Source organism: Allobosea sp. Root483D1, from assembly GCF_001429505.1.
Taxonomy (GTDB): Bacteria; Pseudomonadota; Alphaproteobacteria; order Rhizobiales; family Beijerinckiaceae; genus Allobosea.
In genome coordinates this window covers 460,905-482,815 of the sequence record NZ_LMJW01000018.1, presented here as the reverse complement: position 1 = coordinate 482,815, position 21,911 = coordinate 460,905, and the positions used below count along the sequence as shown (strand labels likewise).

Here is a 21,911-nt window from a genome sequence, read left to right as displayed (position 1 = left end):
ATTACGCAGCGCATTTGCCGTCAATCGCCGCCGGCAATCAAGCGCGCTGCCGCGGCTCAGCCACCCGCCATCTGCTGCGCCGCGATCCGCTGCAGGAAGATCGCCGCCACCGTCAGCACGAAACCAGCCCACCACAGCGGCGAGCGCAGGCTCTTGCCCGAGCCAAGCGGCTCGGCCTCGGTCTTCCCCGACAGGCGCCGGTAGATCGGCCAGGCAAAGCAGGCGAAGCCGATGGCGCCGAGGCCGAGCGAGATTTCATTCAGTCCGATCGTCACCGCTCTGCCCCCTCCCCGGCCAGCGCCGGACGATCGCTTTCACCAGCAATCGCGGGCGCCTTCAACCCCAGCCTTCGCAGCGGATCGCCGATCAGCCCGGAAACCAGGAGCGCCAGCATCCGGTCGATGCCAGGCAACCGCGCCAATGGCGGGACCACCCGGTCGCGGATCAACGGCAGCACGGCACTGTCCGACTGGTAGAACGGCGTGAACATCCGGCTCGCCGCCTGATAGAGCCGGACATGCCAGCGGCGCAGTTGGGCATAGCGGCGTAGCGCGCCATCGAGATCAGCGGCCTGATCGAGCGCCACGGCCAGCGCATACGCGTCGAGCAGGGCCATGTTCGCCCCCTGCCCCAGTTGCGGGCTGGTCGAATGGGCCGCATCGCCGATGAAGGCGAGCCGCCGGCCGAAAGGTTGCGGCAGCGTCTGGTGGCGATAGCTCGCGAAGGTCAGCTGCTCGGGATCGACGATCTCCGCGAGCAGCGGCGCAGTCGCCGGCCAGGCGCGTTCGACCTCGGCTTTCCAGGCTGCCAACCCGGCGTTGCGCCAGGCGTCGAGCGCATCAGCCTTCAGGCTCCAGAACAGGGCCGCCTGCGGCTCGCTCTCCCCGGCATGGCGACCGATCGGCAGCACGCCGACCATCACGCTGGCGCGGCGATAGCGTTGTTCCAGCGCATGGCGGTCGAATCCGGCCCCGCCGAGCGGGACATTGGCCCAGAGCGCGCCATAGCTCAGCGGCACGCGTGCTGCGGGGGCAGCGGCATGGCCCAGCAGCGGCGATCGCGTGCCCGACGCATCGACCGCGAGATCGAACGGGCCGACGCGGCGATCGCTCGCCGTGATCAGCCAGACCTTTCCGCCACTATCCGTCTCGACATCGCCGACCTCGATCCCGGTCTCGATCGCGACCGGCCGCTTCTGCACTGCCGCGAACAGCGCCTCGAACAGCGCCGCGCGATGGATGCCGACGCCGAAGCGCTCGCGCTCCAGCGCGGCATAGCGCACATCGAGGACAACGGAGCCCGTATCAGCGTTCAGCCCGAACAGCCGGTCGATCCGGCTGCCAGCGGCGATCAAGGGGGCGGCAAGTCCGAGTGCATCGAGGACCGCGAGCCCGCTCGGCTGCAAGATCAAGCCGGAGCCGAGCGGTTGCGGTTCGCCGAAGCGCTCGACCAGCGTGACCTTGTGGCCGGCCCGTTCGAGCAGCAGCGCGGCCGCCAGCCCGGCGGTTCCGCACCCGATGATGGCGAGGCTGCGACTCATGCCGCAACCAGCTTACCGGGTCACATCGCCTCCGCGCCGCGGCTCATCGCCGCGATGCCGGTGCGCGAGACCTCGGTCAGGCCGACCACGGTCATCAGCTTGATGAAGCGCTCGATCTCCTCGGTTGTGCCGGTGAGTTCGAAGACGAAGGAAGTCAGCGTCGCATCGAGCGTGCGCGCGCCGAAGGATGCGGCGAGCCGCATCGCCTCGACACGGTAGTCGCCCTTGCCGACGACCTTGACCAGGCAGAGCTCGCGCTCGATCGCCTCGCCTTGAAGGGTCAGGTCGACGACGCGATGGACCGGCACCAGCCGGTCGAGATGCGCCTTGATCTGGTCGATCACGTTCGCCGTGCCGGAGGTGACGACGGTGATGCGCGAGAGGTGCTTCTCATGCTCGGTCTCGGAGACGGTGAGGCTCTCGATGTTGTAGCCGCGGCCGGAGAACAGGCCGGCGATGCGAGCGAGAACGCCCGGCTCGTTGTCGACGATCACCGCCAGGGTGTGGCGGGCGATCGGCTGGGCGGTCGGGGCGCTCGGATAATGCGTCGTGTTCATCGCTGGGCCTTGCTGCGGCTGATATGCGGGCGGAAATCGGTCAGGACCGGTTCGTCGACCTCGTCCTCGGATACGATCCAGGGCTCGGCCAGCGCGGCCTCGCGCCAGGCCTGGAAGCCGGCAGTGCCCTGTAGGGTTTCGACATAGGCGGCGCTGACAGGATCGAGCGCGACCGAATAGGTGGTGAAACGACTGGCCACCGGCGCGAACATCGCGTCGGCCGCGCTGAACTCCCCGAACAGGAACGGGCCGCCGGCGCCGAAGCGCTGCCTTGCATCGCGCCAGATCTCGGTGACACGGGCGATATCGGCCGCGACCGCCTCGCCGCGATCGCGCGCCGGGTGGACCCAGGCGAGGTTCATCGGACAGGCGCTGCGTAGCGCCACGAAACCCGAATGCATCTCGGCCGAGATCGAGCGCGCCATGGCCCGCGCCGCCTTGTCACGCGGCCAGATCGGCAGCTCCGGATGCGTCTCGGCGAGGTATTCGATGATGGCGATCGAATCCCAGACAGCGATCGGTCCGTCGACCAGCGACGGAACCTTACGCGCCGGCGTGTACTCGGCAACGGTGCGCTTCCACTCCGGATCGTCGAAGGTCGGCCCGAACGGCACCAGCACCTCCTCGAACGGAATGCCGAATTCCTTGAGGACGAGCCACGGCCGCAGCGACCAGGACGAGTGGGTCTTGTTGGCGATGACGAGCTTCATGCCGCCTGCTCCATTGCCAGCGTGAAGTCGAGCGCCGCCTCGACATGCAGCGCCGTGGTGTCGAAGGTGGGGATATCGAAATCGGCCTGCGAAACCAGCAGCCCGATCTCGGTGCAGCCGAGGATGACGCCGTCGGCCCCCTCCTCCAGTGCCGCCCGCGCGACCATCTCGCGATAGCGCGCCTTCGAGGCCGGCAGCACCTGCCCGCGGCAGAGCTCCTCATAGATGATGCGATGGACGTCGGTCCGCTCCGCCTCGTTCGGCACCAGCGCCTCGACGCCGAAGGCGCCGAGCCGGTCGCGATAGAAACGCTGCTCCATGGTGAAGCGCGTCGCCAGCAGCAGGGGCCGGCGCGCAGTCGTCTTGCGGATCGCCTTGGCGGTGACGTCGGCGAGATGGAGGAAAGGCAGGTTCGTCGCCTGCGTGATGTGGTCGGCGAGCTTGTGCATGGTGTTGGTGGCCAGCACGATGCAGACTGCGCCGCCCTGCTCGAGCCGGCGCGCGCTCGCCGCCATCGCCGCCCCCGCACGGTCCCAGTCGCCCTTCGCCTGCATCTCGGCGATCGCCGAGAAGTCGACCGAGTGCAGCAGGACATCGGCCGAGTGCAGCCCGCCCTGGCGCGCCCGCACGCCCTCGTTGAGCAGCCGGTAATAGACTGCCGTCGATTCCCAGCTCATTCCGCCGATCAGGCCGATGGTCGCCATGTGGTCCCCCATGCTGTGCCGATGCCGTCATTCTCGGGCGAAGCCCTCGGGTCCGACTTTCGGTCGGCCCAAGGATAAACTCCGCGCAGACCCGAGAATCTCCTGACGAGAAGGCACCGGCTGGCGCCTCACTCCGCTTGAAATGCTCGGGTCAGGCCCGAGCATGACGCTGCCCGATCAAACGAGCTGCTTGCCCTTGGCGTCGATGATCTCGCCGGTATCGCCCTCGAAGTCCGGCAGGATCATCTCGTTATGCGCCTTGCCCGATGGGATCATCGGGAAGCAGTTCTCTTCCTTCGCCACCAGGCAGTCGAAGATCACCGGGCCGGGCGTCTCGATCATCTCCATGATGGCGCGGTCGAGATCGGCCGGGTCGGAACAGCGGATGCCATGGCCGCCATAGGCCTCCGCCAGCTTGACGAAGTCCGGCAGCGACGCCGAGTAGCTCTCCGAATAGCGCCCGCCATGCAGAAGCTCCTGCCACTGGCGCACCATGCCCATGTACTCGTTGTTGAGGATGAAGATCTTGACCGGCAGCCGGTACTGCACCGCCGTCGACATCTCCTGCATGTTCATCAGGATCGAGGCCTCGCCGGCGACGTCGATGACGAGCGCGCCCGGATGCTTCATCTGCACGCCGATCGCCGCCGGCAGGCCGTAGCCCATGGTGCCGAGCCCGCCGGAGGTCATCCAGCGGTTCGGCTCCTGGAAGCGCAGATACTGCGCCGCCCACATCTGGTGCTGTCCAACTTCGGTGGTGAAGTAGGTGTTGCGGTCCTTGGTCAGCTCATAGAGCCGTTCGAGCGCGTATTGCGGCTTGATCACCAAGCCGGACTGCTTGTAGCCGAGGCTGTTCCTCGCCCGCCAGCCATCGATCTGCGTCCACCAGGCGGTGAGCGCGGTCTTGTCGATCTGCGGCGACGTTTCGCGCCAGATCCGGACCATGTCCTCGAGCACATGGGCGCAGTCGCCGATGATGCCGATGTCGACCTTGACGTTCTTGTTGATCGAGGACGGGTCGATGTCGATGTGGATCTTCTTCGAGTGCGGCGAGAAGGCATCGAGCCGGCCGGTGATCCGGTCGTCGAAGCGCGCGCCGATATTGATCATGACGTCGCAGTCATGCATGGCGAGGTTTGCCTCGTAGGTGCCGTGCATGCCGAGCATGCCGAGCCACTGCCGGTCGGCCGCCGGGAAGGCGCCCAGTCCCATCAGGGTCGAGGTCACCGGATAGCCGGTCAGCCGCGCCAGCTCGCGCAGCAGCGCCGAGGCGTGCGGGCCGGCATTGATGACGCCGCCGCCGGTGTAGAACACCGGCTTCTTCGCCTTGGCGATCAGCTCGACCGCGGCCTTGATCTTGTTGAGGTCGCCCTTGACCACCGGCCGATAGGTCTTGTGCTGGTTGTCGCGCGGGCGACTATAGGCGCCGGTGGCGAACTGGATGTCCTTGGGAACGTCGATGACGACCGGGCCGGGCCGGCCATTAGCCGCGACGAAGAAGGCCTCGTGCAGGACGCGCGGCAGGTCGGCGATGCTCTTCACCAGATAGTTGTGCTTGGTGCACGAGCGGGTGATGCCGACCGTGTCGCATTCCTGGAAGGCGTCCGAGCCGATCAGATGGGTCGGGACCTGGCCGGTGATGACGACGAGCGGGATAGAATCCAGCAGCGCATCGGTCAGGCCGGTGACCGCGTTGGTCGCGCCGGGGCCGGAGGTGACGAGGACGCAGCCGACCTTGCCCGGCGCCGAGCGGGCATAGCCCTCGGCGGCATGGACCGCGCCCTGCTCATGGCGGACGAGCACGTGCTTGACCTTGTCCTGCTGGAAGATCGCGTCGTAGATCGGCAGTACGGCGCCGCCGGGATAGCCGAAGAGATGCTCCACGCCCTGGTCCTGGAGGGCGCGAACGACCATCTCGGCGCCGGTCATCATCTCGCTCATAACGGTCTCCTGCGGAGGTCTTGGTCAGGTTCGGTCGGAAAAAGGCAATAAAAAAGGCCCTCGGAGGGGCCTGGGCGTGCGCTGGCGTCGGGGACGCCCGGTTGTTAAACCGGCCCCTACCAGCGCACCTGTACGATAATAAGCTTGCGCATGTCGCAGCCCTGTTGGAACGAAAGTTGCCGAACGCTAAACGAGCAGCGCCGCATGGTCAAGCGGGATTAGAGCCGGCACAGGACGATCGCAAGAAGGCTGCACATGCTCATCCACGGAGCCGCGGCCTGTCCTCTCCCCCCTTGTGGGGAGGGCTCCCGCGCCTGCAGGCAAGAACAGCCCCCGTGTCAAAGGAATGGCTCAGTCCGTCGCGCTGCAAGCCGCGAGCGCGACATCCAGCGCCGTCTCCGGCGCCGCCGCTGCCCAGCCTTCCATCTGGTGACGGAACCAGGTCACCTGCCGCTTCGCATAGGCCCGGGTGTCGGCCTTGCCGCGCGCCACTGCCTCGTCCAACGGAAGCTGCCCGTCGAGATAGGCGATCAGCCCCGGCACGCCATGGGCGCGCATCACCGGCAGCAGCGGATCGAGCCGGCGCTCACGCATGGTCGCGACCTCGTCGAGAGCCCCCTGCGCCATCATCGCATCGAAGCGCTGATCGATCCGGGCACGCACCAGCTCCCGCTCCGGCGCCAGGAAGAGCTTGAGCAGGCTTTGCCCCGCCAATGGCCCCGGCCGCCTCGAACCCTGGAAGCTCGCCAGCGAGCGCCCGGTCGCCTCGAACACCTCCAGCGCCCGCATCACCCGCAGGCGATCGCTCGGCCGCAGGCGCGCCGCCATCTCCGGATCTCTGTCGGCGAGCTCTGCGTGCAATTCGCCGGTTTCGCGCTGCTCCGCCCGAGCCCGGAAGGCGATGCGAACCTCCTCGGGCACCGGCGGGATCTCCGAAAGCCCCTCGGTCAACGCCTTGAAGTAGAGCCCGGTGCCGCCGACCAGCACCGGCAAGGCGCCCTGCCCCGCCAGTTCCTGCAAGAGCGCCGTGACCTCGGTCGCATAGGCCGCGGCGGAATGGTTCACCGCGCCGTCGATGTGGCCGTAGAGCCGATGCGGCACCTCGCCCATCTCCGCCGGCGTCGGCCGCGCCGTGATGACCTGGAGGTCGCGATAGACCTGCATCGAGTCGGCATTGACCACGACGCCGCCGAAACGGCGGGCGAGTTCGACCGCCAGCGCCGACTTGCCGCTCGCGGTCGGACCTGCGATGAGCACCGCGCTGTATCTCACCTGTTGCCCGGCTCCCTCATGACGCTCGTCGCCACCTTCGTCTCCGCCCATGGTCAGGCCCTGCTCGACGATGGCCTGCTCGCCCGCCTGCGCGCTGCCTCGCCCGCCCCTGCGCGAACCGAACGCCTCGATGGCGAGATCGCGGCCGACCTCTTCGCGGAAGCCGGCGATGCGCGCAAGCTCGAAGCGACACTGCGCGAGGCGCTGGGCGGCACTCCGGTCGACATCATCGTCCAGCCCGCCGCCACCCGCCGCAAGCGCCTGTTCCTCGCCGACATGGATTCCACCATGATCGGCCAGGAGTGCATCGACGAGCTCGCCGCCTATGTCGGCCTGAAGGACAAGGTCTCCGGCATCACGGAGCGGGCCATGCGCGGTGAGCTCGAATTCGAGCCGGCGCTGCGCGAGCGCGTCGGCTTGCTCAAGGGCATCGCGCTCGGCGTCGTCAACGAGATCATCGCCAAGAGCATCACGCTGACACCCGGCGGCAGCGCTCTGGTCCGCACCATGCGCGCCCATGGCGGCTATACGGCGCTGGTCTCGGGCGGGTTCACCGTCTTCACCGGCCCGATCAGCCAGACGATCGGCTTCGACGAGCACCGCTCCAACATCCTGCTCAGCGAGGGGGCACTGCTTTCGGGGCTGGTTGCCGAGCCGATCCTCGGCAAGCAGGCCAAGCTCGACGCGCTGATCGAATTGCGCGCCCGCTTCGGCCTGCCGAACGAGGCGACGCTCGCTGTCGGCGACGGCGCCAACGATCTCGCCATGCTGGGCGAGGCCGGGCTCGGCGTCGCCTATCGCGCCAAGCCGGCGGTCGCGGCCGCGGCCGATGCGCGCCTCGACCATGCCGATCTCACCGCGCTGCTCTACGCCCAGGGCTATCGCGGCGACGAGATCGTCAGGGGCTGAAACTCAGTCGACGATGAACAGCCGCGCGCCCTTCGGCGCGCGCGAGCGGTGCGGCTCGGCATGATCGGCGACCTGATAGCTCATCCCGGCGCGAAGCAGCATGACCCGGCCATCGGCCAACGTCGTCTCGAGCTCGCCCTCGAGGCAGAGCAGGATATGCCCCTTCTCGCACCAATGGTCCGAGACATAGCCCGGCGAATACTCGACCATCCTGACGCGGATCGGATTGTCCGCCGGCCCGAAGCGCCGCGTGCGCCAGGTCGCTTGCCCCTGATCTCCAGCGAAGTGTTCAGGCTCGACTGTCGACCAGTCGGTCGTGCCGAAGGGGATCTCGCTCATGCGCATTGGCGGCCTCTCTGACGCGTGTTCCGGCAAACCTGCCGGAGCCGCCAGCGCGCGGCCAATGCAAAATGCTGATCACTGCCATCGCCCAAGAAAAAAGGCGGCCCGCAGGCCGCCTTTGATCGTGCTTGGACCAGGCTGACGAGGTCAGTTCATCGTCACCGCGACGAAGCGGACCTCGCCCTGGGCGTTCGAGACGAGCAGCAGGGCCGACTTCTTGCCCTCCTTCTTCAGGGCGTCGAGCCGCTTGGTGACGTCATCAGGCGAATTCACCGGCTCCTGGCCGACCTCGACCACCAGCTCGCCGACCAGGATGCGCTTGTCGGCGGCGTTGGAGTTGCTGTCGACCTTGGTGATGATCACGCCCTTCAGCCCGTCCTTGATCGAGTAGCGCTTGCGCAGCTCCTCGCTCTGGGCCGAGAATTCGAGGCCGAGCGCCGAAGCGGTCGCGGGCTTGGCGGCCTCGACCGCCGGCTTGTTGGCCGAAGCCTGCTGGACCTTCTCGCCGTCCTCGAGCCGGGCGAGCTTGACCGTCTTGGCGAGCTCCTTGCCCTTGCGCATCACCTGGATCGGAACGTCCTTGCCGACCGGTGTGCCGGCGACGATGCGCGGCAGCTCGCGCGAATCCTTCACGTCCTTGCCGTCGAACTTGACGATCACGTCGCCGATCTCGAGGCCGGCCGGCTTGGCCGGGCCCTTCTCGTCGATGCCGGCGATCAGCGCGCCGCGTGCGGTGCCGAGGCCGAGCGCCTCGGCAGCGGCGTCATCGACGTTCTGGATGCGCACGCCGAGCCAGCCGCGGCGGGTCTCGCCGAACTCGCGCAGCTGATCGACGATGTTGGTCGCGAGCGACGATGGCACGGCGAAGCCGATGCCGACCGAGCCGCCGGTCGGCGACAGGATCGCTGTGTTGATGCCGATCACCTCGCCGGCCATGTTGAACAGCGGGCCGCCGGAATTGCCCTTGTTGATGGCCGCGTCGGTCTGGATATAGGTGTCGTAGGGGCCCTGGTTGATGTCGCGGTTGCGGGCCGAGACGATGCCCGACGAGACCGAGCCGCCGAGGCCGAACGGGTTGCCGATCGCCATGACGGGATCACCGATCCGCATCTTGTCGGAATCGCCGAACTTCACGAAGGGCAGCGGCTTGTCGTGCTTCACGCGCAGCAGCGCTAGGTCGACCTTGGTGTCCTTGCCGACGACCTCGGCCTTGAGGCGCAGGCCGTCGCTGAACACCACGGTGATCTCGTTGGCGTCGCCGATGACATGGTTGTTGGTCACCACCAGGCCCGACGGGTCGACCACGAAGCCCGAGCCGGCCGATTGCGAGCGGCGCGGCTGCGGCGGCTGGTTCTGACCCTGCTGGCCCTGCTGGCCCTGGCCACGGCGATTGAAGAATTCCTCGAACAGGTCGCCGAACGGCGTGTCGGGGCCGAGCTGCGGCAGCTGCGGCAGGTTGCGGCCGCGCGTCTCGCTGGTCGTCACTGCCGCGATGTTGACCACTGCCGGCATCACCCGCTCGGCGAGATCGGCCAGCGAGATGGTGGTGCCATGGGCCTGCGGCGTGGCCTGGACGTTGCCAGGTGCCGGCGTCGCCTGACCGAAGGCGGGCACCGTCGCGAAGGCCATGCCGGCGACAGTCGCGACCCGCGCCAGACGGTAGGCATGGGAATGTGTGAGTGCCATCGATGTCCTCATGATCATGAGATGTCGCGCCAAGTTGTCGGCCTTGACGTCATTGCAGCGCAGCCGGAATCCGAACGCAACTTAAGAACGTCAAAATGAGGCGTAAGGGCGACGCAAGATTGCGTCATAATGCCGTGATCGTTCGAAAAGGTCCGGTCAGCTCCTGGCCAGCCAGACCAGGCCGACGCCGACGACCGCCGAGACGATGCCAATCAGGCGCATCCGCTCCGCGGGCGTCTCGGAGGCGCTTCGCAGCGCCTCCTTGGCGATCTCGGGAATTGACGCGAAGAGCAGTCCCTCGATGGCGAAGACCAGGCCGAGCGCCGCGAGGAAATCTGTCATGCGCAGCGCTCGGTCCTAGATCACGGTGATTTTGGATCGAAGCGATCCAAAATCATAAAACGTGATCGATTCTAGGGATTTAGAGCAGGATTTCTGCGAAAAACCGGTTCCCACTTTTTCGCATCCTGCTCTAGGATCAGGGCTTGGGTGCTGCCGGCGTCGCCGGGGCCGCATCGCTGGCCGCGCCGGCACGTTTGCCGGACGGGTCGTTGAAGAAGCGGAAGAACGGCGAATCCGGCGTCAGCAACATGCGTGTGTCGCCGGCCTTCAGGCTCGCTTCATAAGCCTGCATCGAACGGTAGAAGGCGAAGAACTCCGGATCCTTGCCGAAGCCCTCGGCGAAGATGCGGTTACGCTCGCCCTCGCCCTGGCCGCGGGTCTCGTCCGACTTCCGCTGCGCCTCGGCGACGATGATGATCGCGTCGCGCTCGGCCCGTGCCCGGATCTCCTGCGACTGCTGGCCGCCCAGCGCGCGTGCTTCCGCCGCCTCGCGCTGGCGCTCGGTCTGCATGCGCTGGAACACCGCCTGCGAGTTCGCCTGCGGCAGGTCGACACGGCGCAACCGGACGTCGACCACGGTCATGCCGAAACGAGCGGCCTCGCGGTTCACGTCGTCGCGGATGCGGTTCATCAGCCGCGAGCGATCGTTACGCACCATCGACGTGAACGTCGCCTCGGCGAGAACCGAGCGGACCTGGCCGTTGACGATCGAGGCGAGCTGCGAATTGGCGCGCGGGATGTTGTTGACCGCCTGGTAGAAGCGCAGCGGATCGGAGATCCGGTAGCGCGTGAAGGCATCGACCACCAGCCGCTTCTGGTCGGAGGCGATGATCTCCTGCGCCGGCAGGTCGAGGTCGAGGATACGGTTGTCGAGATAGGTGACCTGCTCGAACGGAGCCGGCAGCTTGAAATAGAGCCCCGGCTCGGTGACGACGCTGCGCACCGCGCCGAAGCGCAGCACGATCGCCGACTGGGTCTGCTGGACGACGAAGGTCGCGGCGTAGAAGACAACCGCGACGATGGCGATGACGGCCAGGGCGCCGACGCGAAGGAAGCCGCTCATCGGGTCGTTCCCTGCTGCTGGGCCTGGGCCTGGCCCTGGTTCTGGCCGGCTGGCCGGCGCTGCTGATGCTGGCCGAGCTCACCGAGCGGCAGATACGGCACGACGCCGTTGCCGGAGCCGTTCTGATCGAGAATCACCTTGTCCATGCCGCCGAAGACGCGCTCCATGGTTTCGAGGAAGAGGCGCTCGCGGGTGACGGCGGGCGCGTTCTTGTATTGCTCATAGACCGAGTTGAAGCGGCTGATCTGGCCGAGCGCCTCGTTGACCGTCTGGTCCTTGAAGGCCTCGGCGGACTGCAGCAGCTGCGCCGCACGGCCGCGCGATTCGGGCACGACCTGGTTGGCGTAGGTCTCGGCCTGGTTGCGCAGGCGCTCCTGGTCGGCGCGCGCCGCCTGGACGTCGCGGAAGGCGTCGATGACCTGCTGCGGCGGGTCGACCTTCTGCAACTGCACCAGCCGGATCAGCACGCCGGCGCGGTAGCTGTTCAGCGTGTCCTGCATCAGCTGGCGCACTTCGGTCTCGATCGCGGCGCGATCGGTGGTCAGCACCGGCTGGATGTTGCGCCGGCCGATGACCTCGCGCACAGCGCTTTCGGCCACCGCCTTCACCGTGCCCGGCGGATCCTGGATGTTGAAAACGAAGGCCTCGGGCGCGCCCGGATCGATCTGCCACTGCACGATCACGTCGATGTCGACGATGTTCTCGTCGCCGGTCAGCATCAGGCTTTCCTCGGCGACATCGGTCTGGCGCGAGGTGCGCGCCGATTCGACGGTGCGGAAGCCGACCTCGGTGGTGATGACGTTGGTCACCTGCGGCTTGACCACGCTGCCGATCGGATAAGGCAGGTTGTAGTTCAGGCCCTGCGCGGTCTTGCCGACATATTTTCCGAAGATCAGGTTGAGGCCGACCTCGTTGGGCCGCACCGTGTAGACGCCGGTGGCGAGCCAGAGCAGCACCAGACCGAGGCCGACGAGCAGGAGCCCGCGCCCGCCGAGATTGCCGCCCGGCATGAAATTCTTGAGCCGGTCCTGGCCGCGCCGGATGATCTCCTCGAGATCGGGCGGGGTGTTGCCGCCGGAAGGACCGCCGCCCCCCCAGGGGCCGCCGCCATTGCCGCCGCCGCCACGCTGGCCCCAGGGGCCACCACCGCCGCCGCTGCCACCACTACCGCCGCTCTGGTTACTCCAAGGCATGCCTCAGCCGTTCCTCACTCTTTGCTTCGACCGTGCATAGCTGAACGGCAGATCGCTGTCAGCGCCATGTGGCGCAATGGGCGTTGAATTGGGCATCGGCCACGGATTCGTCAACGACGCAAGCCCCTTTAGTCGTAGGCCGTTCGTCGCAGTTCTCGATCCGACAGCTCAAGCAGCCTACTCAGGCGGCATTCCGCAAGGGGCGCGCGCGCTCGACCCGCTCGCGCTGTTCGGGCGTGTTCATCACCGCCCAGAGGTCGCTGCGCCGCTGCAGGTTCAGCCAGAAATCCGGGCTGTTGCCGAACACCCGCGCCAAAATCAGCGCAGTTGCCGCCGTCACGGTCCTGCGGTCGCCACAGAGCTCGTTGACGTGCTTGCGCTGGACGCCCATTGCCTCGGCGAGCGCGCTCTGGGTCAGGCCCATCGGCTGCATGAATTCCTCCGTGAGGATTTCCCCGACGCTCGCCGGCTTGCGCTTGGTCGTCAGCATCGTCGCCTCGCTCTCATCGGTAACTGTGATCGTCCAGGTAGATACCATCCGCCTCGCCGCGTTCGCCATCCCACCGGAAGATCAACCGCCATTGCTGGTTGACGCGGATCGAATGGAAACCGGCCAGACTGCCGCGCAGCTTCTCGAAATGATTGCTGGGCGGCACACGCAAATCCTGATCCGTAACAGCGTCGTCGATCATCTGGAGTTTCCGAAACAAGCGAGCCTCGAGCTCGGACGGAATGTTTCGGGAATGGACATCCTCCACGAAAAAGGCCCGCAGCCACTGATCGCGAAAGCCTATGATCATTCCGCCGCTCCAAGGCAGTATCTATGTACCACTCCATGGCTCAATCGGCAAGAAATGGACCGGGCGAGACCGGCGCCGAGGGCTCAGCGCATCGAAAAGGGCGCTGCATTGTCCGGAAAGCCTTGCCATCGAAACCCGCGGTCTTGCTCCGGATGAGCCTAATAGCGTCAAATAGCCGCTTGGCTCTGCCGCTCGAAAGTCGCGAACGCAAAGGAAAATTCGTCTTCGGGGCCAGCCGGATGCTCGCTGCGGACGCTCTCGCGGAAGGCCGAACGATCCCAGGCCGGGAAAACCGCATCGCCCTCCGGCCGGGCGTGCACGAAGGTCAGCTCCAGCCGGTCCGCGAAGGGCAGCGCCTGCGCATAGACCTCGCCGCCGCCAGCGACGATGACGGCGCGCGCGCCCATCGCTCCGCCGAGCCGTTGCGCGGTCTCCAGCGCCTGATCGAGCGCCGGCACGACATGGACGCCCTCCAGCTGGAAGGTCGGATCGCGCGACAGCACCACGGTCTGCCGTCCCGGCAGCGGCTTCCCGATCGAGAGGAAGGTCTTGCGGCCCATGATGATCGGGCAGCCCATGGTCAATTCGCGGAAGCGGCGCAGATCGGTCCGCAGCCGCCAGATCAGCTGGTTGTCGCGACCGATCACGCCATTGTCGGCGATCGCCGCGATCAGGACGATGGGGAGCTTCGTCACCCGCTCAGCCTCCGGCGGCGAGCTTTTGCAGCGCCGCCCCGTCGATCCGCTTCACCGTCCACTCGCTCTGCGCCACCGCGCCGATCGAACGGTAGAACACCCGCGAGGGCTCGTTCCAGTTCAGAACCCACCAGGCGAAGCGCGACAGGCCCTCGTCGACACAGCGCTTGGCGAGGCGCGCCATCAGGGCCTTGCCGATGCCGCGGCCACGCTGCTCGGGCCGGACATAGAGGTCCTCGAGCCAGATGCCGTGCCGACCGGTGAAGGTCGAATAGGTGTAGAACCAGATCGCGAAGCCGGCGGGAGCGCCGTCCCATTCGGCGATATCGCAGAACACCTTCGGCTCCTGCCCGAACAGGGCGGCCGCCATATCGGCCTCGCTGGCCTCGACCTCGTGCAGCAGCTGCTCGTATTCGGCGAGCTCGCGCACGAAACTGAGCACCAACCCCGCTTCGTCGGGCCGGACGGGACGGATGGAGAGCGTCATACCGCGATCGGCGCCTTGATCGCCGGGTGCGGGTCGTAGCCCTCGATCACGACGTCCTCGAAGCGGAAGTCCTCGAGCCGCCGCACCGCCTGATTGAGCCTCAGCGTCGGCAGCGCCCTCGGCGCACGCGAAAGCTGCTCGCGCGTCTGGTCGAGATGGTTGAGGTAGAGATGCGTATCGCCGAAGGAATGGACGAAATCGCCGACGCGCAAGCCGGTCACCTGCGCGACCATCTGGGTCAGCAATGCGTAGCTCGCGATATTGAAGGGCACGCCGAGGAAGACATCGGCCGAGCGCTGGTAGAGCTGGCAGGACAGTCTTCCGTCGACCACGAAGAATTGGAACAGGCAATGGCACGGCGCCAGCGCCATTTTCGGGATATCGGCCGGGTTCCAGGCCGAGACGATCAGCCGGCGCGAATCGGGATTGCGGCGGATCTCGTCGACCAGCCAGGCGATCTGGTCGATCGTGCTGCCGTCGGGGGCCGGCCAGGAGCGCCATTGACGGCCATAGACCGGGCCGAGATCGCCGTTCGCGTCCGCCCATTCGTCCCAGATGGTGACGCCGTTCTCCTGGAGATAGCGGACATTGGTGTCGCCGCGCAGGAACCAGATCAGCTCGTGGATGATCGACTTCAGGTGCAGCTTCTTGGTCGTGACCAGCGGAAAGCCTTCCGACAGGTCGAAGCGCATCTGGTGGCCGAACAGAGCGAGCGTGCCGGTGCCGGTCCGGTCGTCCTTGCGGACGCCTTCGTCGAGGACGCGCTGCAGAAGGGCGTGATACTGGTGCATTGAACCCGAATTCGAATCTGAAAAGCCCGCGACAATAGCGCTATCCGCACCGGCGCGCTCCTCGCGCGCCGCAGCTCTCAACCGCTTTTCACGCAGCCCTCGCGACATCGAAAGAAATCGTGATCGCCTCGGATATTGCAATGCCGAAAGATCGCCCCAATCTGAATGCGTGATGAACAGAAGGGGCGCTTCGGGCCTGCGCTTGAAGCATCGGACCAAGGTGGCTTCCGGTTTCCGGAATGATCCGATGCTCCATCAAACGCCCGGCTGATGAGGATCGTATTATGAGCAGACTATCCATGCTGGCCGCACTGCTTCTGGCAGTGGGCCTGGCAGGGCACGCTTCGGCATCGGCCTCGGCTGAAGCCAAGCCTCAAAATCCGGCAGCCGCCACCGCGCCGAAGATCACGGAAGCGCAGGCGCGCTCGATCGCCTTCCGCCACGGCCTCGTCCACATCGAGGAGATCGCCCTCTCCGACTGGCGTTGGGAGATCGCCGGACGCGCCCAGGGCGGCCTTGAGGTGACCCTCGATCTCAATGCCTATGACGGCTCGGTGATCGGCGGCGCGGCAGCGCCCTGATCGCAATCTTGTTCGGAAACGGCGCAGGCTGCGGGGCTCTCCCTGTGGTTTCTGCGCCGCCTCCGCAGAAATTAGCCGGGACGGCGTTCTGCTCTCTTTCCCCGCGCGCACTCAGTCCCTATATTCCGCTTGCCGTCCGCAAGGTCGGCTATGGCGATAAACGGACGTCGGAATAAGCCTTTCGGACCCGGGGGCGGTACCCGGCGCCTCCACCACAGCCCTGCGGCGCGAGCGGCAGGGACTTGCAGCCGTCAGGCTGCAGGGCTGCGGCGGGGGCGAAATAGGATCGACGAGGGTGTAAAGGTCGTTCTTTTGCTCGGCATGGTTCCGCCGTTATCGGGCCAAAAGCATAGTTGCCAACGACAACAATGCTCGGGTTGCTGTCGCCGCGTAAGCGGTGCTGGTTCCCAAACCAAAGCCCTTGCGTTTAGCCGCGTAAGGCGGGGCTCGGAGGCGCCTGGCAACAGAAGCCTCCACTTTTTTTGTGCAGCTGCGCCGACGCGGGCCAGCAGCGGAAGCGCCCAGTCTCTTTTGCATGAGAGGCGATCTAAACTAATGGAATTGGTCACGTTTTTCGTTTCGGGGAGCTTCCCTCCGATCATGACGTGATCTAGAGGAGCGGAAACGGAACCCGGACGCGATGACCAAGGATATTCTCCGCTACGACCTGATGGTGCAGGACGCGCTCAAGGGCGTCGTCCGCAAGATCCTGTCCGAGGCGGGCCGCGACGGACTCCCGGGCGAGCATCATTTCTACATCACCTTCCGGACGACCGCTCCGGGCGTGCGGCTCTCGCAGCGCCTGCGCGAGAAGCACCCGGACGAGATGACGATCGTGCTCCAGCACCAGTTCTGGGACCTGAACGTCAGCGACCACGCCTTCGAGGTCGGCCTCTCCTTCTCCGGCGTGCCGGAGCGGCTGCTGATCCCTTATGACGCGATCACCACCTTCTTCGATCCGTCGGTCCAGTTCGGCCTGAAGTTCGAGACGCAGGACGCAGCCGGCGAAGCCGCGGCGGGCGAACCGCCCGTGCCGGCGAAGGGCCCGCGTGGCGCGGCGTCGGAGCCTGGTGTCGTACCAGCTGTGCCGCTGGCATTGCCCGCCAAGGCGTCTGTGAAGTCGCTGCCGGCCGCCAAGTCGAAAGCCGCCGAAAAAACGGACGAAGCCGGCAAGCCCGACCTAGCCGTCGAGCAGAAATCGGCTGGGGCCGAGGAAGAAGGCGGCGCCCAGGTCGTCAGCCTCGACGCCTTCCGCAAGAAGACCTGAGACCCAAGGACTCCCATCATGACCGGATTCCGCAGCGAGACCGATTCCTTCGGTCCGATCGACGTCGCCGCCGACCGTTATTGGGCAGCGCAGACGCAACGCTCGCTGCAGAACTTCAAGATCGGCGGGCCGGCCGAGCGCATGCCGCTGTCGCTGGTGCACGCGCTGGTCATGGTCAAGAAGGCCGCCGCCACCGTCAATGCCAAGCTCGGCCTGCTCGACGCCACCGTCGAGAAGGCGATCGTCCAGGCGGCCGACGAGGCGCTTTCCGGCAAGTTCGACGAGCATTTCCCGCTCGTCGTCTGGCAGACCGGCTCAGGCACCCAGTCGAACATGAACGCCAATGAGGTGCTGGCCAACCGCGCCAACGAGATCTTGGGCGCAGGCCTCGGCAAGAAGAGCCCGGTCCACGCCAATGATCACGTCAACAAGGGCCAGTCCTCCAACGACAGCTTCCCGACCGCGATCCACATCGCCGCCGCGCTCGCCGTCTCGAACGACCTCCTGCCCGCTCTCGGCCGGCTGAAGGATGCTTTCGCCGCCAAGGCGGACGCCTTCGCCGACCTTGTCAAGATCGGCCGCACCCATCTCCAGGACGCGACCCCGGTCACGCTCGGCCAGGAATTCTCCGGCTATGTCGCGCAGATCGAGCTCGGCATCGCCCGAATCGAGCAGACCCTGCCCGGCCTGCTGGCGCTCGCCCAGGGGGGCACCGCGGTCGGCACCGGCCTCAACGCCCATCCCGATTTCGCCAAGGCCTTCTCGGCCGAGGTCGCCAGGCTGACCGGCCTGCCCTTCCGCACCGCCGACAACCTGTTCGAGGCGCTCGCCAGCCATGGCGCGATTTCCTACAGCCATGGTGCGCTGACCGCGCTGGCCATGGACCTGTTCAAGATCGCCAACGACATCCGCCTGATGGGCTCCGGCCCGCGCTCGGGCCTCGGCGAGATCAGCCTGCCGGAGAACGAGCCGGGATCCTCGATCATGCCCGGCAAGGTCAACCCGACCCAGGCCGAGGCGCTGACCATGGTCGCGACCCGCGTGCACGGCAACCAGGCGACCGTCTCCTTCGCCGCCAGCCAGGGCCATTTCGAGCTCAACGTCTTCAAGCCGGTGATCGCGCAGGCGTTCCTGCAATCAGCTCGCCTCCTTGCAGACGCGGCCGACAGCTTCCGCAGCAATTGCGTCGAGGGCATCGAGCCCAATCGCGAGCGCCTCGCCGAACTGCTCTCGCGCTCTCTGATGCTGGTGACGGCGCTTGCTCCGGCGATCGGCTACGACAAGGCCGCCAGCATCGCCAAGGCAGCCCATCACAACGGCACGACCCTGCGCGAGGAAGCCCTCAAGGCTGGCGTCGACGCGGCGCTGTTCGACAAGACCGTCGTCGCCGAAGACATGCTCAGCCCGGGTTGAGGGGGCCATGGCCGAGATCGTCAATCTCCGCCGCGCCCGCAAGGCCCGCGACCGGGCGAGCGCCGAAGCGCAGGCCGCGCAGAACCGGATCGAGTTCGGCCGGACCAAGGCCGAGCGCAAACTGACCGAGGCGGAGAAGGCGCAGGCGGAACGCCGCCTCGAAGGCCATCGCCTTTCCGACGAGCCCGACGGCAAGGACAAGGCGTGAGCGGCAAGACATGAGCGGCCTGCGCAAGCGCTCCCTCGCCATCGCCGGCCACCGCACCAGCGTCTCGCTCGAAGAGCCGTTCTGGGAGGCGCTGAAGGAGATCGCGGCCGCCGAGAAGCGGCCCGTCGCCAGTCTGGTTATGGAGGTCGATTCCGGCCGCGGCGAGCTCAACCTCTCCTCGGCGCTGCGGCTGCGGGTGCTTGCGCATTATCGCGGGCGTGCCGATACCGCTCGGCTCACCCCAGTGGATTGACGAGCAGGCGTCGCGCCGTCTCCACGACCGCGCGCGTCAGATCCGTCAGCCGCTCGGCCGCAATCCGGTTGACCTGCCAGAACAGCGGTATGTCCAGCGCCGTGCCGGGCATGAGCTCGCGCAGCCGCCCGGCGGCGATATGGTCCCTCACCAGCAGTTCGGGATTGGCGCACCAGCCGATGCCGAGCAGGCTCGCCTCGACGAAGCCTTGCGTCGACGGCACCCAATGCACGGGATGGCCGGGGCTTTCACCGAAGGCAGCTTCCATCCACTGGCTCTGCAATCGATCCTTCTGGTTGAAGACCAGTGAGGGCGCCTGCGCCAGCGCGGATAGCGTCACACCTTGCGCGAAATGGCGCATCATGAATTGCGGGCTCGCCGTCGCAAGATAACGCAGCGAGCCGAGCGTGATCACGCGACAACCCTGGATCGGCTTCTCCAGCGCGGTGACGGCAGCGAGCACCCGCCCCTGCCGCAGCCAATCCGCCGTATGCTCCTGATCGTCGACGGCAATGTCGAGGAGATGCGGGCTGCGCTTCGTGAAAGCTGCGACGGCTCCGAGGAACCAGGTTCCGAGGCTGTCGGCATTGGTGGCGATCCGCAGGGTGACGCGCTGCTGCGGCAGGTCCGGCTCGGCCAGGGCCGGCAGCCGCGTCATCAGTTCGCCTTCGAGCAGGCCGACCTGCTCGATATGGCGACAGAGCCATTCGCCCCGCTCGGTCGCTGTGCAGGGCTGCCCCCGGATGATCAGCACCGTCCCCAGCCGCTCCTCGAGCTGCTTGACCCGCTGCGAGACCGCCGAGGGCGTGACGTTCAGTGCCTGCGCCGCCTTGTCGAAGCTGCCGGTCCTGACCACGAGCGAGACGGCCCGCAGAGCGGGATAATCGAGCATTGCATTAGCTCAGCTTAATCAGACTAATGATGTTTAACTACACTAAATCGAACCCAGCGCCTAGGCAGGGCGACGAAACAGGACCGTCGCTCATGCCTTTCTCCGTCTATGTCACCGGCCTGACCATGGGCCTCAGCCTGATCGTCGCCATCGGCGCCCAGAACAGCTTCGTACTGCGGCAGGGCCTGCGGAACGAGCACGTCTTCGCGGTCTGTCTCACCTGCGCACTTTCAGATGCGGTCCTGATCCTGGCCGGCGTCGTCGGCCTGCGGCAGGCGACGGCGATGCTGCCCCTGCTCGAACCCGCCATGCGCTATGGCGGCGCCGCCTTCCTGATCTGGTACGGCGCGCGCAGCCTGCTCTCGGCCCTGCGCTCATCCGAGGCTCTGGCGGTCGGGGCCAGCGGCGGCGCGAGCCTCTCGGCCAGCCTCGTCACCTGCGCTGCGCTGACCTGGCTCAACCCGCATGTTTATCTCGACACGGTGCTGCTGATCGGCAGCATCGCCAGCCAGTTTCCCGGGCAGGAACTAGTCTTCGCCGCCGGCGCCATGACCGCGTCGTTCCTGTTCTTTTTCGGGCTCGGCTACGGCGCCCGCTGGCTGCGCCCGCTCTTCGCCAATCCAAGATCCTGGCGGATCCTCGATGGCATCGTCGCCGCCACGATGTGGGCGATTGCCTTCAAGCTGCTCCGGGGCAGCTGATCGACTTGCTGCGGGAGAAAATATCGCTATTTCAACGGTTTATGAAAGAAAATTGAATCGGCGCCGCATGCGCTTGAATCAGTATGCCAGCCGCTTGAATCAGTTTTGCAGGGGCGAGCGCGACAGCGGCCGCGGCACCGGCTGGATGTCGAGCGGCGGTGGCAGCGGCGGGGCTTCGCCGCGCGGCCTGACATAGGGATCGCCCGGAATATAGGAGGGCGGCGCTCCCTGCAGGATCATCGGCCCGGGCCGTCCTTCGATCGCGGCCCGGATCGCCGCCTGCCTGGCCCGTTCCTCGGCTTCGGCCCTGCGCCGCTCGTCCTCGACTTTGCGCGCTTCCTCCTGCCGCCTGGCGATCTCGAGCTTGCGCGCCTCCTCGGTGACGCGCGCCTCTTCCAGCCTGCGGGCGATCTCTGTCCTGCGTGCCTCCTCGACTTGCCTGGCCTCCTCCGCTCGTCGTGCGATCTCGGCCTTGCGGGCTTCTTCGACGAGCCGGGCCTCTTCGGCCTTGCGTGCTGCCTCCGCCTTGCGAGCCTCTTCGGCTAGCCTGGCCTCCTCGGCTTTGCGTGCCTCTTCCGCCCGCTTTTCCTCGGCGATGCGGCGCTCCTCCTCGGCCTTCAGGAATTCGGCGAGCTTGCGCTCGTTCTCGCGCAGCTCGCGCTCGGCCCGCAGGCGTCGAACGTTCATCGCCCGCTCGCGCTGGTCCGCCTCGAAAGCCTCGACCCGTTCGATCTCGCGCGCCAGCGCCCGCGCCGCCACCACATTGGAGAGCGCCCCGACATCGGTCTCACGCTTCGGCGCATCGAGCGGCCCGCGCCAGGCGACGCCGACCTGCGGAATTTGCTCCGGCCAGCCCTTCGGCGCAGCGCCGAGCGGGCGAAGATTCAGGCGCAGATCGGTCGTCATCGCCCGCCAGTCGACCAGCCCGGTCGCATCGGCCCGCAGGCCCGCACGCTCGACCGAGACGGGCGAGACGCGCAGCACGCCGGCCGCCTGGGTGAAGGGAATGGTGACATCGCCAAGCGGCCAGCTTGCCTTCTCAAGAGCCGCGCCGATCCGGTCCTGCAGACGGTCCGTTTCGCTCTCGGAAGCATCCTCGCCCGTCGCGGCGATCACCTTGGAGATCGCGGAGGGATCGAAACGCGCCATGCCGGCGCCCGAGACGCTGATCGAGCCGGCGCCGCCGAGCGCCGCGATCAGGCGCGCCGGGCTCTCGCCGGAGCCGCCGGCCTCGAAACTGCCGGAGAGCTTCCCTGTCAGCGCCCCTTGCGTCAGTGCGGCAAGGTCGAGCCCGGCGAGGCCGAGCTTGCCGGTGATCTGCGCCAGCCCGCCTTCGCGACGGGCCGAAAGCCGCCCGCTGACCTCGCCCCCGGCATGGCTGCCGCGGAGATTGTCGAGGACGAGCCCGTCCGGCCCCGCCGCCAGGTCGAGCCGTGCCTTGGTCAAGGCGATCTTGTCGGTCAGTTCCAGCCGCTCAGCGCCGAGGGCGAGCCTGACCTCGCCGAGCCCCGTCGCCGCCTGGAAGCGGCTCGGCGACCATTGGCTGCCCGTGACGGGCTGCGCC

General features: G+C 66.9%; 26 protein-coding genes and 1 other RNA gene. 8 read left to right on the top strand and 19 right to left on the bottom strand.

Annotated features, from left to right (window positions below):
• Window positions 1-56: 56 nt before the first annotated feature.
• From ASE66_RS17640 to miaA, 7 genes are all read right to left on the bottom strand, one after another.
• Window positions 57-275, bottom strand: coding sequence for a hypothetical protein (locus ASE66_RS17640; protein WP_057190982.1), 219 nt, complete (start codon window positions 273-275; stop codon window positions 57-59).
• On the bottom strand, window positions 272-1,540 hold the full coding sequence (locus ASE66_RS17635) for an FAD-dependent oxidoreductase (protein WP_057190981.1): 1,269 nt from the start codon (window positions 1,538-1,540) through the stop codon (window positions 272-274). The genes ASE66_RS17640 and ASE66_RS17635 overlap by 4 nt, the downstream gene beginning before the upstream one ends.
• A gap of 20 nt (window positions 1,541-1,560) precedes the next feature.
• Entirely contained in the window at window positions 1,561-2,097 is a 537-nt protein-coding gene (gene ilvN / locus ASE66_RS17630; RefSeq protein ID WP_057190980.1) for an acetolactate synthase small subunit, read from the bottom strand.
• The gene (locus ASE66_RS17625) at window positions 2,094-2,807 is read right to left on the bottom strand and encodes a glutathione S-transferase family protein (protein WP_057190979.1); all 714 of its coding nucleotides are present in this window, start codon (window positions 2,805-2,807) and stop codon (window positions 2,094-2,096) included. The genes ilvN and ASE66_RS17625 overlap by 4 nt, the downstream gene beginning before the upstream one ends.
• Window positions 2,804-3,511, bottom strand: a complete 708-nt coding sequence (locus ASE66_RS17620; RefSeq protein ID WP_057190978.1) for an aspartate/glutamate racemase family protein — start codon at window positions 3,509-3,511, stop codon at window positions 2,804-2,806. Before ASE66_RS17620 ends, ASE66_RS17625 begins: the two co-directional genes overlap by 4 nt.
• A 177-nt stretch (window positions 3,512-3,688) precedes the next feature.
• Window positions 3,689-5,452, bottom strand: coding sequence for an acetolactate synthase 3 large subunit (locus ASE66_RS17615; protein ID WP_057190977.1), 1,764 nt, complete (start codon window positions 5,450-5,452; stop codon window positions 3,689-3,691).
• A 351-nt stretch (window positions 5,453-5,803) separates the two neighbouring features.
• Window positions 5,804-6,775 carry a tRNA (adenosine(37)-N6)-dimethylallyltransferase MiaA gene (miaA, locus tag ASE66_RS17610; protein WP_082613545.1) on the bottom strand — a complete coding sequence of 324 codons (972 nt, stop codon included), beginning with the start codon at window positions 6,773-6,775 and terminating at the stop codon, window positions 5,804-5,806.
• On the opposite strand from miaA, the gene serB reads away from it, so the two are divergent.
• Complete coding sequence (gene serB / locus ASE66_RS17605; protein ID WP_057191125.1) at window positions 6,743-7,633, top strand: phosphoserine phosphatase SerB; 891 nt, start codon at window positions 6,743-6,745, stop codon at window positions 7,631-7,633. The genes miaA and serB overlap by 33 nt on opposite strands.
• Before the next feature lie 3 nt (window positions 7,634-7,636).
• On the opposite strand, the gene ASE66_RS17600 is transcribed toward serB, so the two are convergent.
• From ASE66_RS17600 to ASE66_RS17555, 10 genes are all read right to left on the bottom strand, one after another.
• Window positions 7,637-7,978 carry a DHCW motif cupin fold protein gene (locus ASE66_RS17600; protein ID WP_057190975.1) on the bottom strand — a complete coding sequence of 114 codons (342 nt, stop codon included), beginning with the start codon at window positions 7,976-7,978 and terminating at the stop codon, window positions 7,637-7,639.
• Window positions 7,979-8,122: 144 nt separating this feature from the next.
• Window positions 8,123-9,661 (bottom strand): Do family serine endopeptidase, encoded by a 1,539-nt coding sequence (locus ASE66_RS17595; RefSeq protein WP_244494967.1) that lies wholly within the window; start codon window positions 9,659-9,661, stop codon window positions 8,123-8,125.
• 156 nt (window positions 9,662-9,817) lie between these two features.
• Window positions 9,818-10,003: a DUF2065 domain-containing protein gene (locus tag ASE66_RS17590; protein WP_057190973.1), complete on the bottom strand. Its 186-nt coding sequence runs from the start codon at window positions 10,001-10,003 to the stop codon at window positions 9,818-9,820.
• Between the two features lie 136 nt (window positions 10,004-10,139).
• On the bottom strand, window positions 10,140-11,066 hold the full coding sequence (gene hflC / locus ASE66_RS17585) for a protease modulator HflC (protein ID WP_057190972.1): 927 nt from the start codon (window positions 11,064-11,066) through the stop codon (window positions 10,140-10,142).
• A complete protein-coding gene (hflK, locus tag ASE66_RS17580) occupies window positions 11,063-12,259 on the bottom strand; it encodes an FtsH protease activity modulator HflK (protein ID WP_057190971.1) in 1,197 nt (398 codons plus the stop codon). The genes hflC and hflK overlap by 4 nt, the downstream gene beginning before the upstream one ends.
• 181 nt (window positions 12,260-12,440) lie before the next feature.
• Window positions 12,441-12,749 (bottom strand): HigA family addiction module antitoxin, encoded by a 309-nt coding sequence (locus ASE66_RS17575; protein ID WP_057190970.1) that lies wholly within the window; start codon window positions 12,747-12,749, stop codon window positions 12,441-12,443.
• A gap of 13 nt (window positions 12,750-12,762) precedes the next feature.
• Window positions 12,763-13,059: a type II toxin-antitoxin system RelE/ParE family toxin gene (locus ASE66_RS17570; RefSeq protein WP_057190969.1), complete on the bottom strand. Its 297-nt coding sequence runs from the start codon at window positions 13,057-13,059 to the stop codon at window positions 12,763-12,765.
• Between the two features lie 167 nt (window positions 13,060-13,226).
• A complete protein-coding gene (locus tag ASE66_RS17565; protein WP_057190968.1) occupies window positions 13,227-13,754 on the bottom strand; it encodes a dihydrofolate reductase in 528 nt (175 codons plus the stop codon).
• Window positions 13,755-13,758: 4 nt separating this feature from the next.
• On the bottom strand, window positions 13,759-14,241 hold the full coding sequence (locus ASE66_RS17560) for a GNAT family N-acetyltransferase (RefSeq protein ID WP_057190967.1): 483 nt from the start codon (window positions 14,239-14,241) through the stop codon (window positions 13,759-13,761).
• Entirely contained in the window at window positions 14,238-15,032 is a 795-nt protein-coding gene (locus ASE66_RS17555; protein ID WP_057190966.1) for a thymidylate synthase, read from the bottom strand. Before ASE66_RS17555 ends, ASE66_RS17560 begins: the two co-directional genes overlap by 4 nt.
• 284 nt (window positions 15,033-15,316) lie before the next feature.
• On the opposite strand from ASE66_RS17555, the gene ASE66_RS17550 reads away from it, so the two are divergent.
• The 6 genes from ASE66_RS17550 (at window position 15,317) to ASE66_RS17530 (ending at window position 18,754) form a co-directional block, all read left to right on the top strand.
• Window positions 15,317-15,613 carry a PepSY domain-containing protein gene (locus ASE66_RS17550; protein WP_162262501.1) on the top strand — a complete coding sequence of 99 codons (297 nt, stop codon included), beginning with the start codon at window positions 15,317-15,319 and terminating at the stop codon, window positions 15,611-15,613.
• 92 nt (window positions 15,614-15,705) lie between these two features.
• Window positions 15,706-16,091: a transfer-messenger RNA gene (gene ssrA, locus ASE66_RS31430) on the top strand.
• A gap of 162 nt (window positions 16,092-16,253) precedes the next feature.
• Window positions 16,254-16,880 (top strand): SspB family protein, encoded by a 627-nt coding sequence (locus ASE66_RS17545; protein WP_057190964.1) that lies wholly within the window; start codon window positions 16,254-16,256, stop codon window positions 16,878-16,880.
• Between the two features lie 18 nt (window positions 16,881-16,898).
• The gene (gene fumC / locus ASE66_RS17540) at window positions 16,899-18,293 is read left to right on the top strand and encodes a class II fumarate hydratase (RefSeq protein WP_057190963.1); all 1,395 of its coding nucleotides are present in this window, start codon (window positions 16,899-16,901) and stop codon (window positions 18,291-18,293) included.
• Window positions 18,294-18,300: 7 nt separating this feature from the next.
• The gene (locus tag ASE66_RS17535; protein WP_057190962.1) at window positions 18,301-18,501 is read left to right on the top strand and encodes a DUF4169 family protein; all 201 of its coding nucleotides are present in this window, start codon (window positions 18,301-18,303) and stop codon (window positions 18,499-18,501) included.
• 10 nt (window positions 18,502-18,511) lie between these two features.
• Window positions 18,512-18,754 (top strand): ribbon-helix-helix domain-containing protein, encoded by a 243-nt coding sequence (locus ASE66_RS17530; RefSeq protein ID WP_057190961.1) that lies wholly within the window; start codon window positions 18,512-18,514, stop codon window positions 18,752-18,754.
• On the opposite strand, the gene ASE66_RS17525 is transcribed toward ASE66_RS17530, so the two are convergent.
• Window positions 18,738-19,646 (bottom strand): LysR family transcriptional regulator ArgP, encoded by a 909-nt coding sequence (locus ASE66_RS17525; protein WP_057190960.1) that lies wholly within the window; start codon window positions 19,644-19,646, stop codon window positions 18,738-18,740. The two genes, ASE66_RS17530 and ASE66_RS17525, sit on opposite strands and share 17 nt — an antisense overlap.
• 92 nt (window positions 19,647-19,738) lie before the next feature.
• Between ASE66_RS17525 and ASE66_RS17520 the strand changes: the two genes are divergently transcribed.
• Entirely contained in the window at window positions 19,739-20,347 is a 609-nt protein-coding gene (locus ASE66_RS17520) for a LysE/ArgO family amino acid transporter (RefSeq protein WP_057190959.1), read from the top strand.
• Window positions 20,348-20,446: 99 nt separating this feature from the next.
• Here the strand turns inward: ASE66_RS17520 and ASE66_RS32515 are convergent.
• Window positions 20,447-21,911: AsmA-like C-terminal region-containing protein (locus ASE66_RS32515; RefSeq protein WP_274532961.1), on the bottom strand; the 1,465-nt coding region annotated here is incomplete at its 5' end.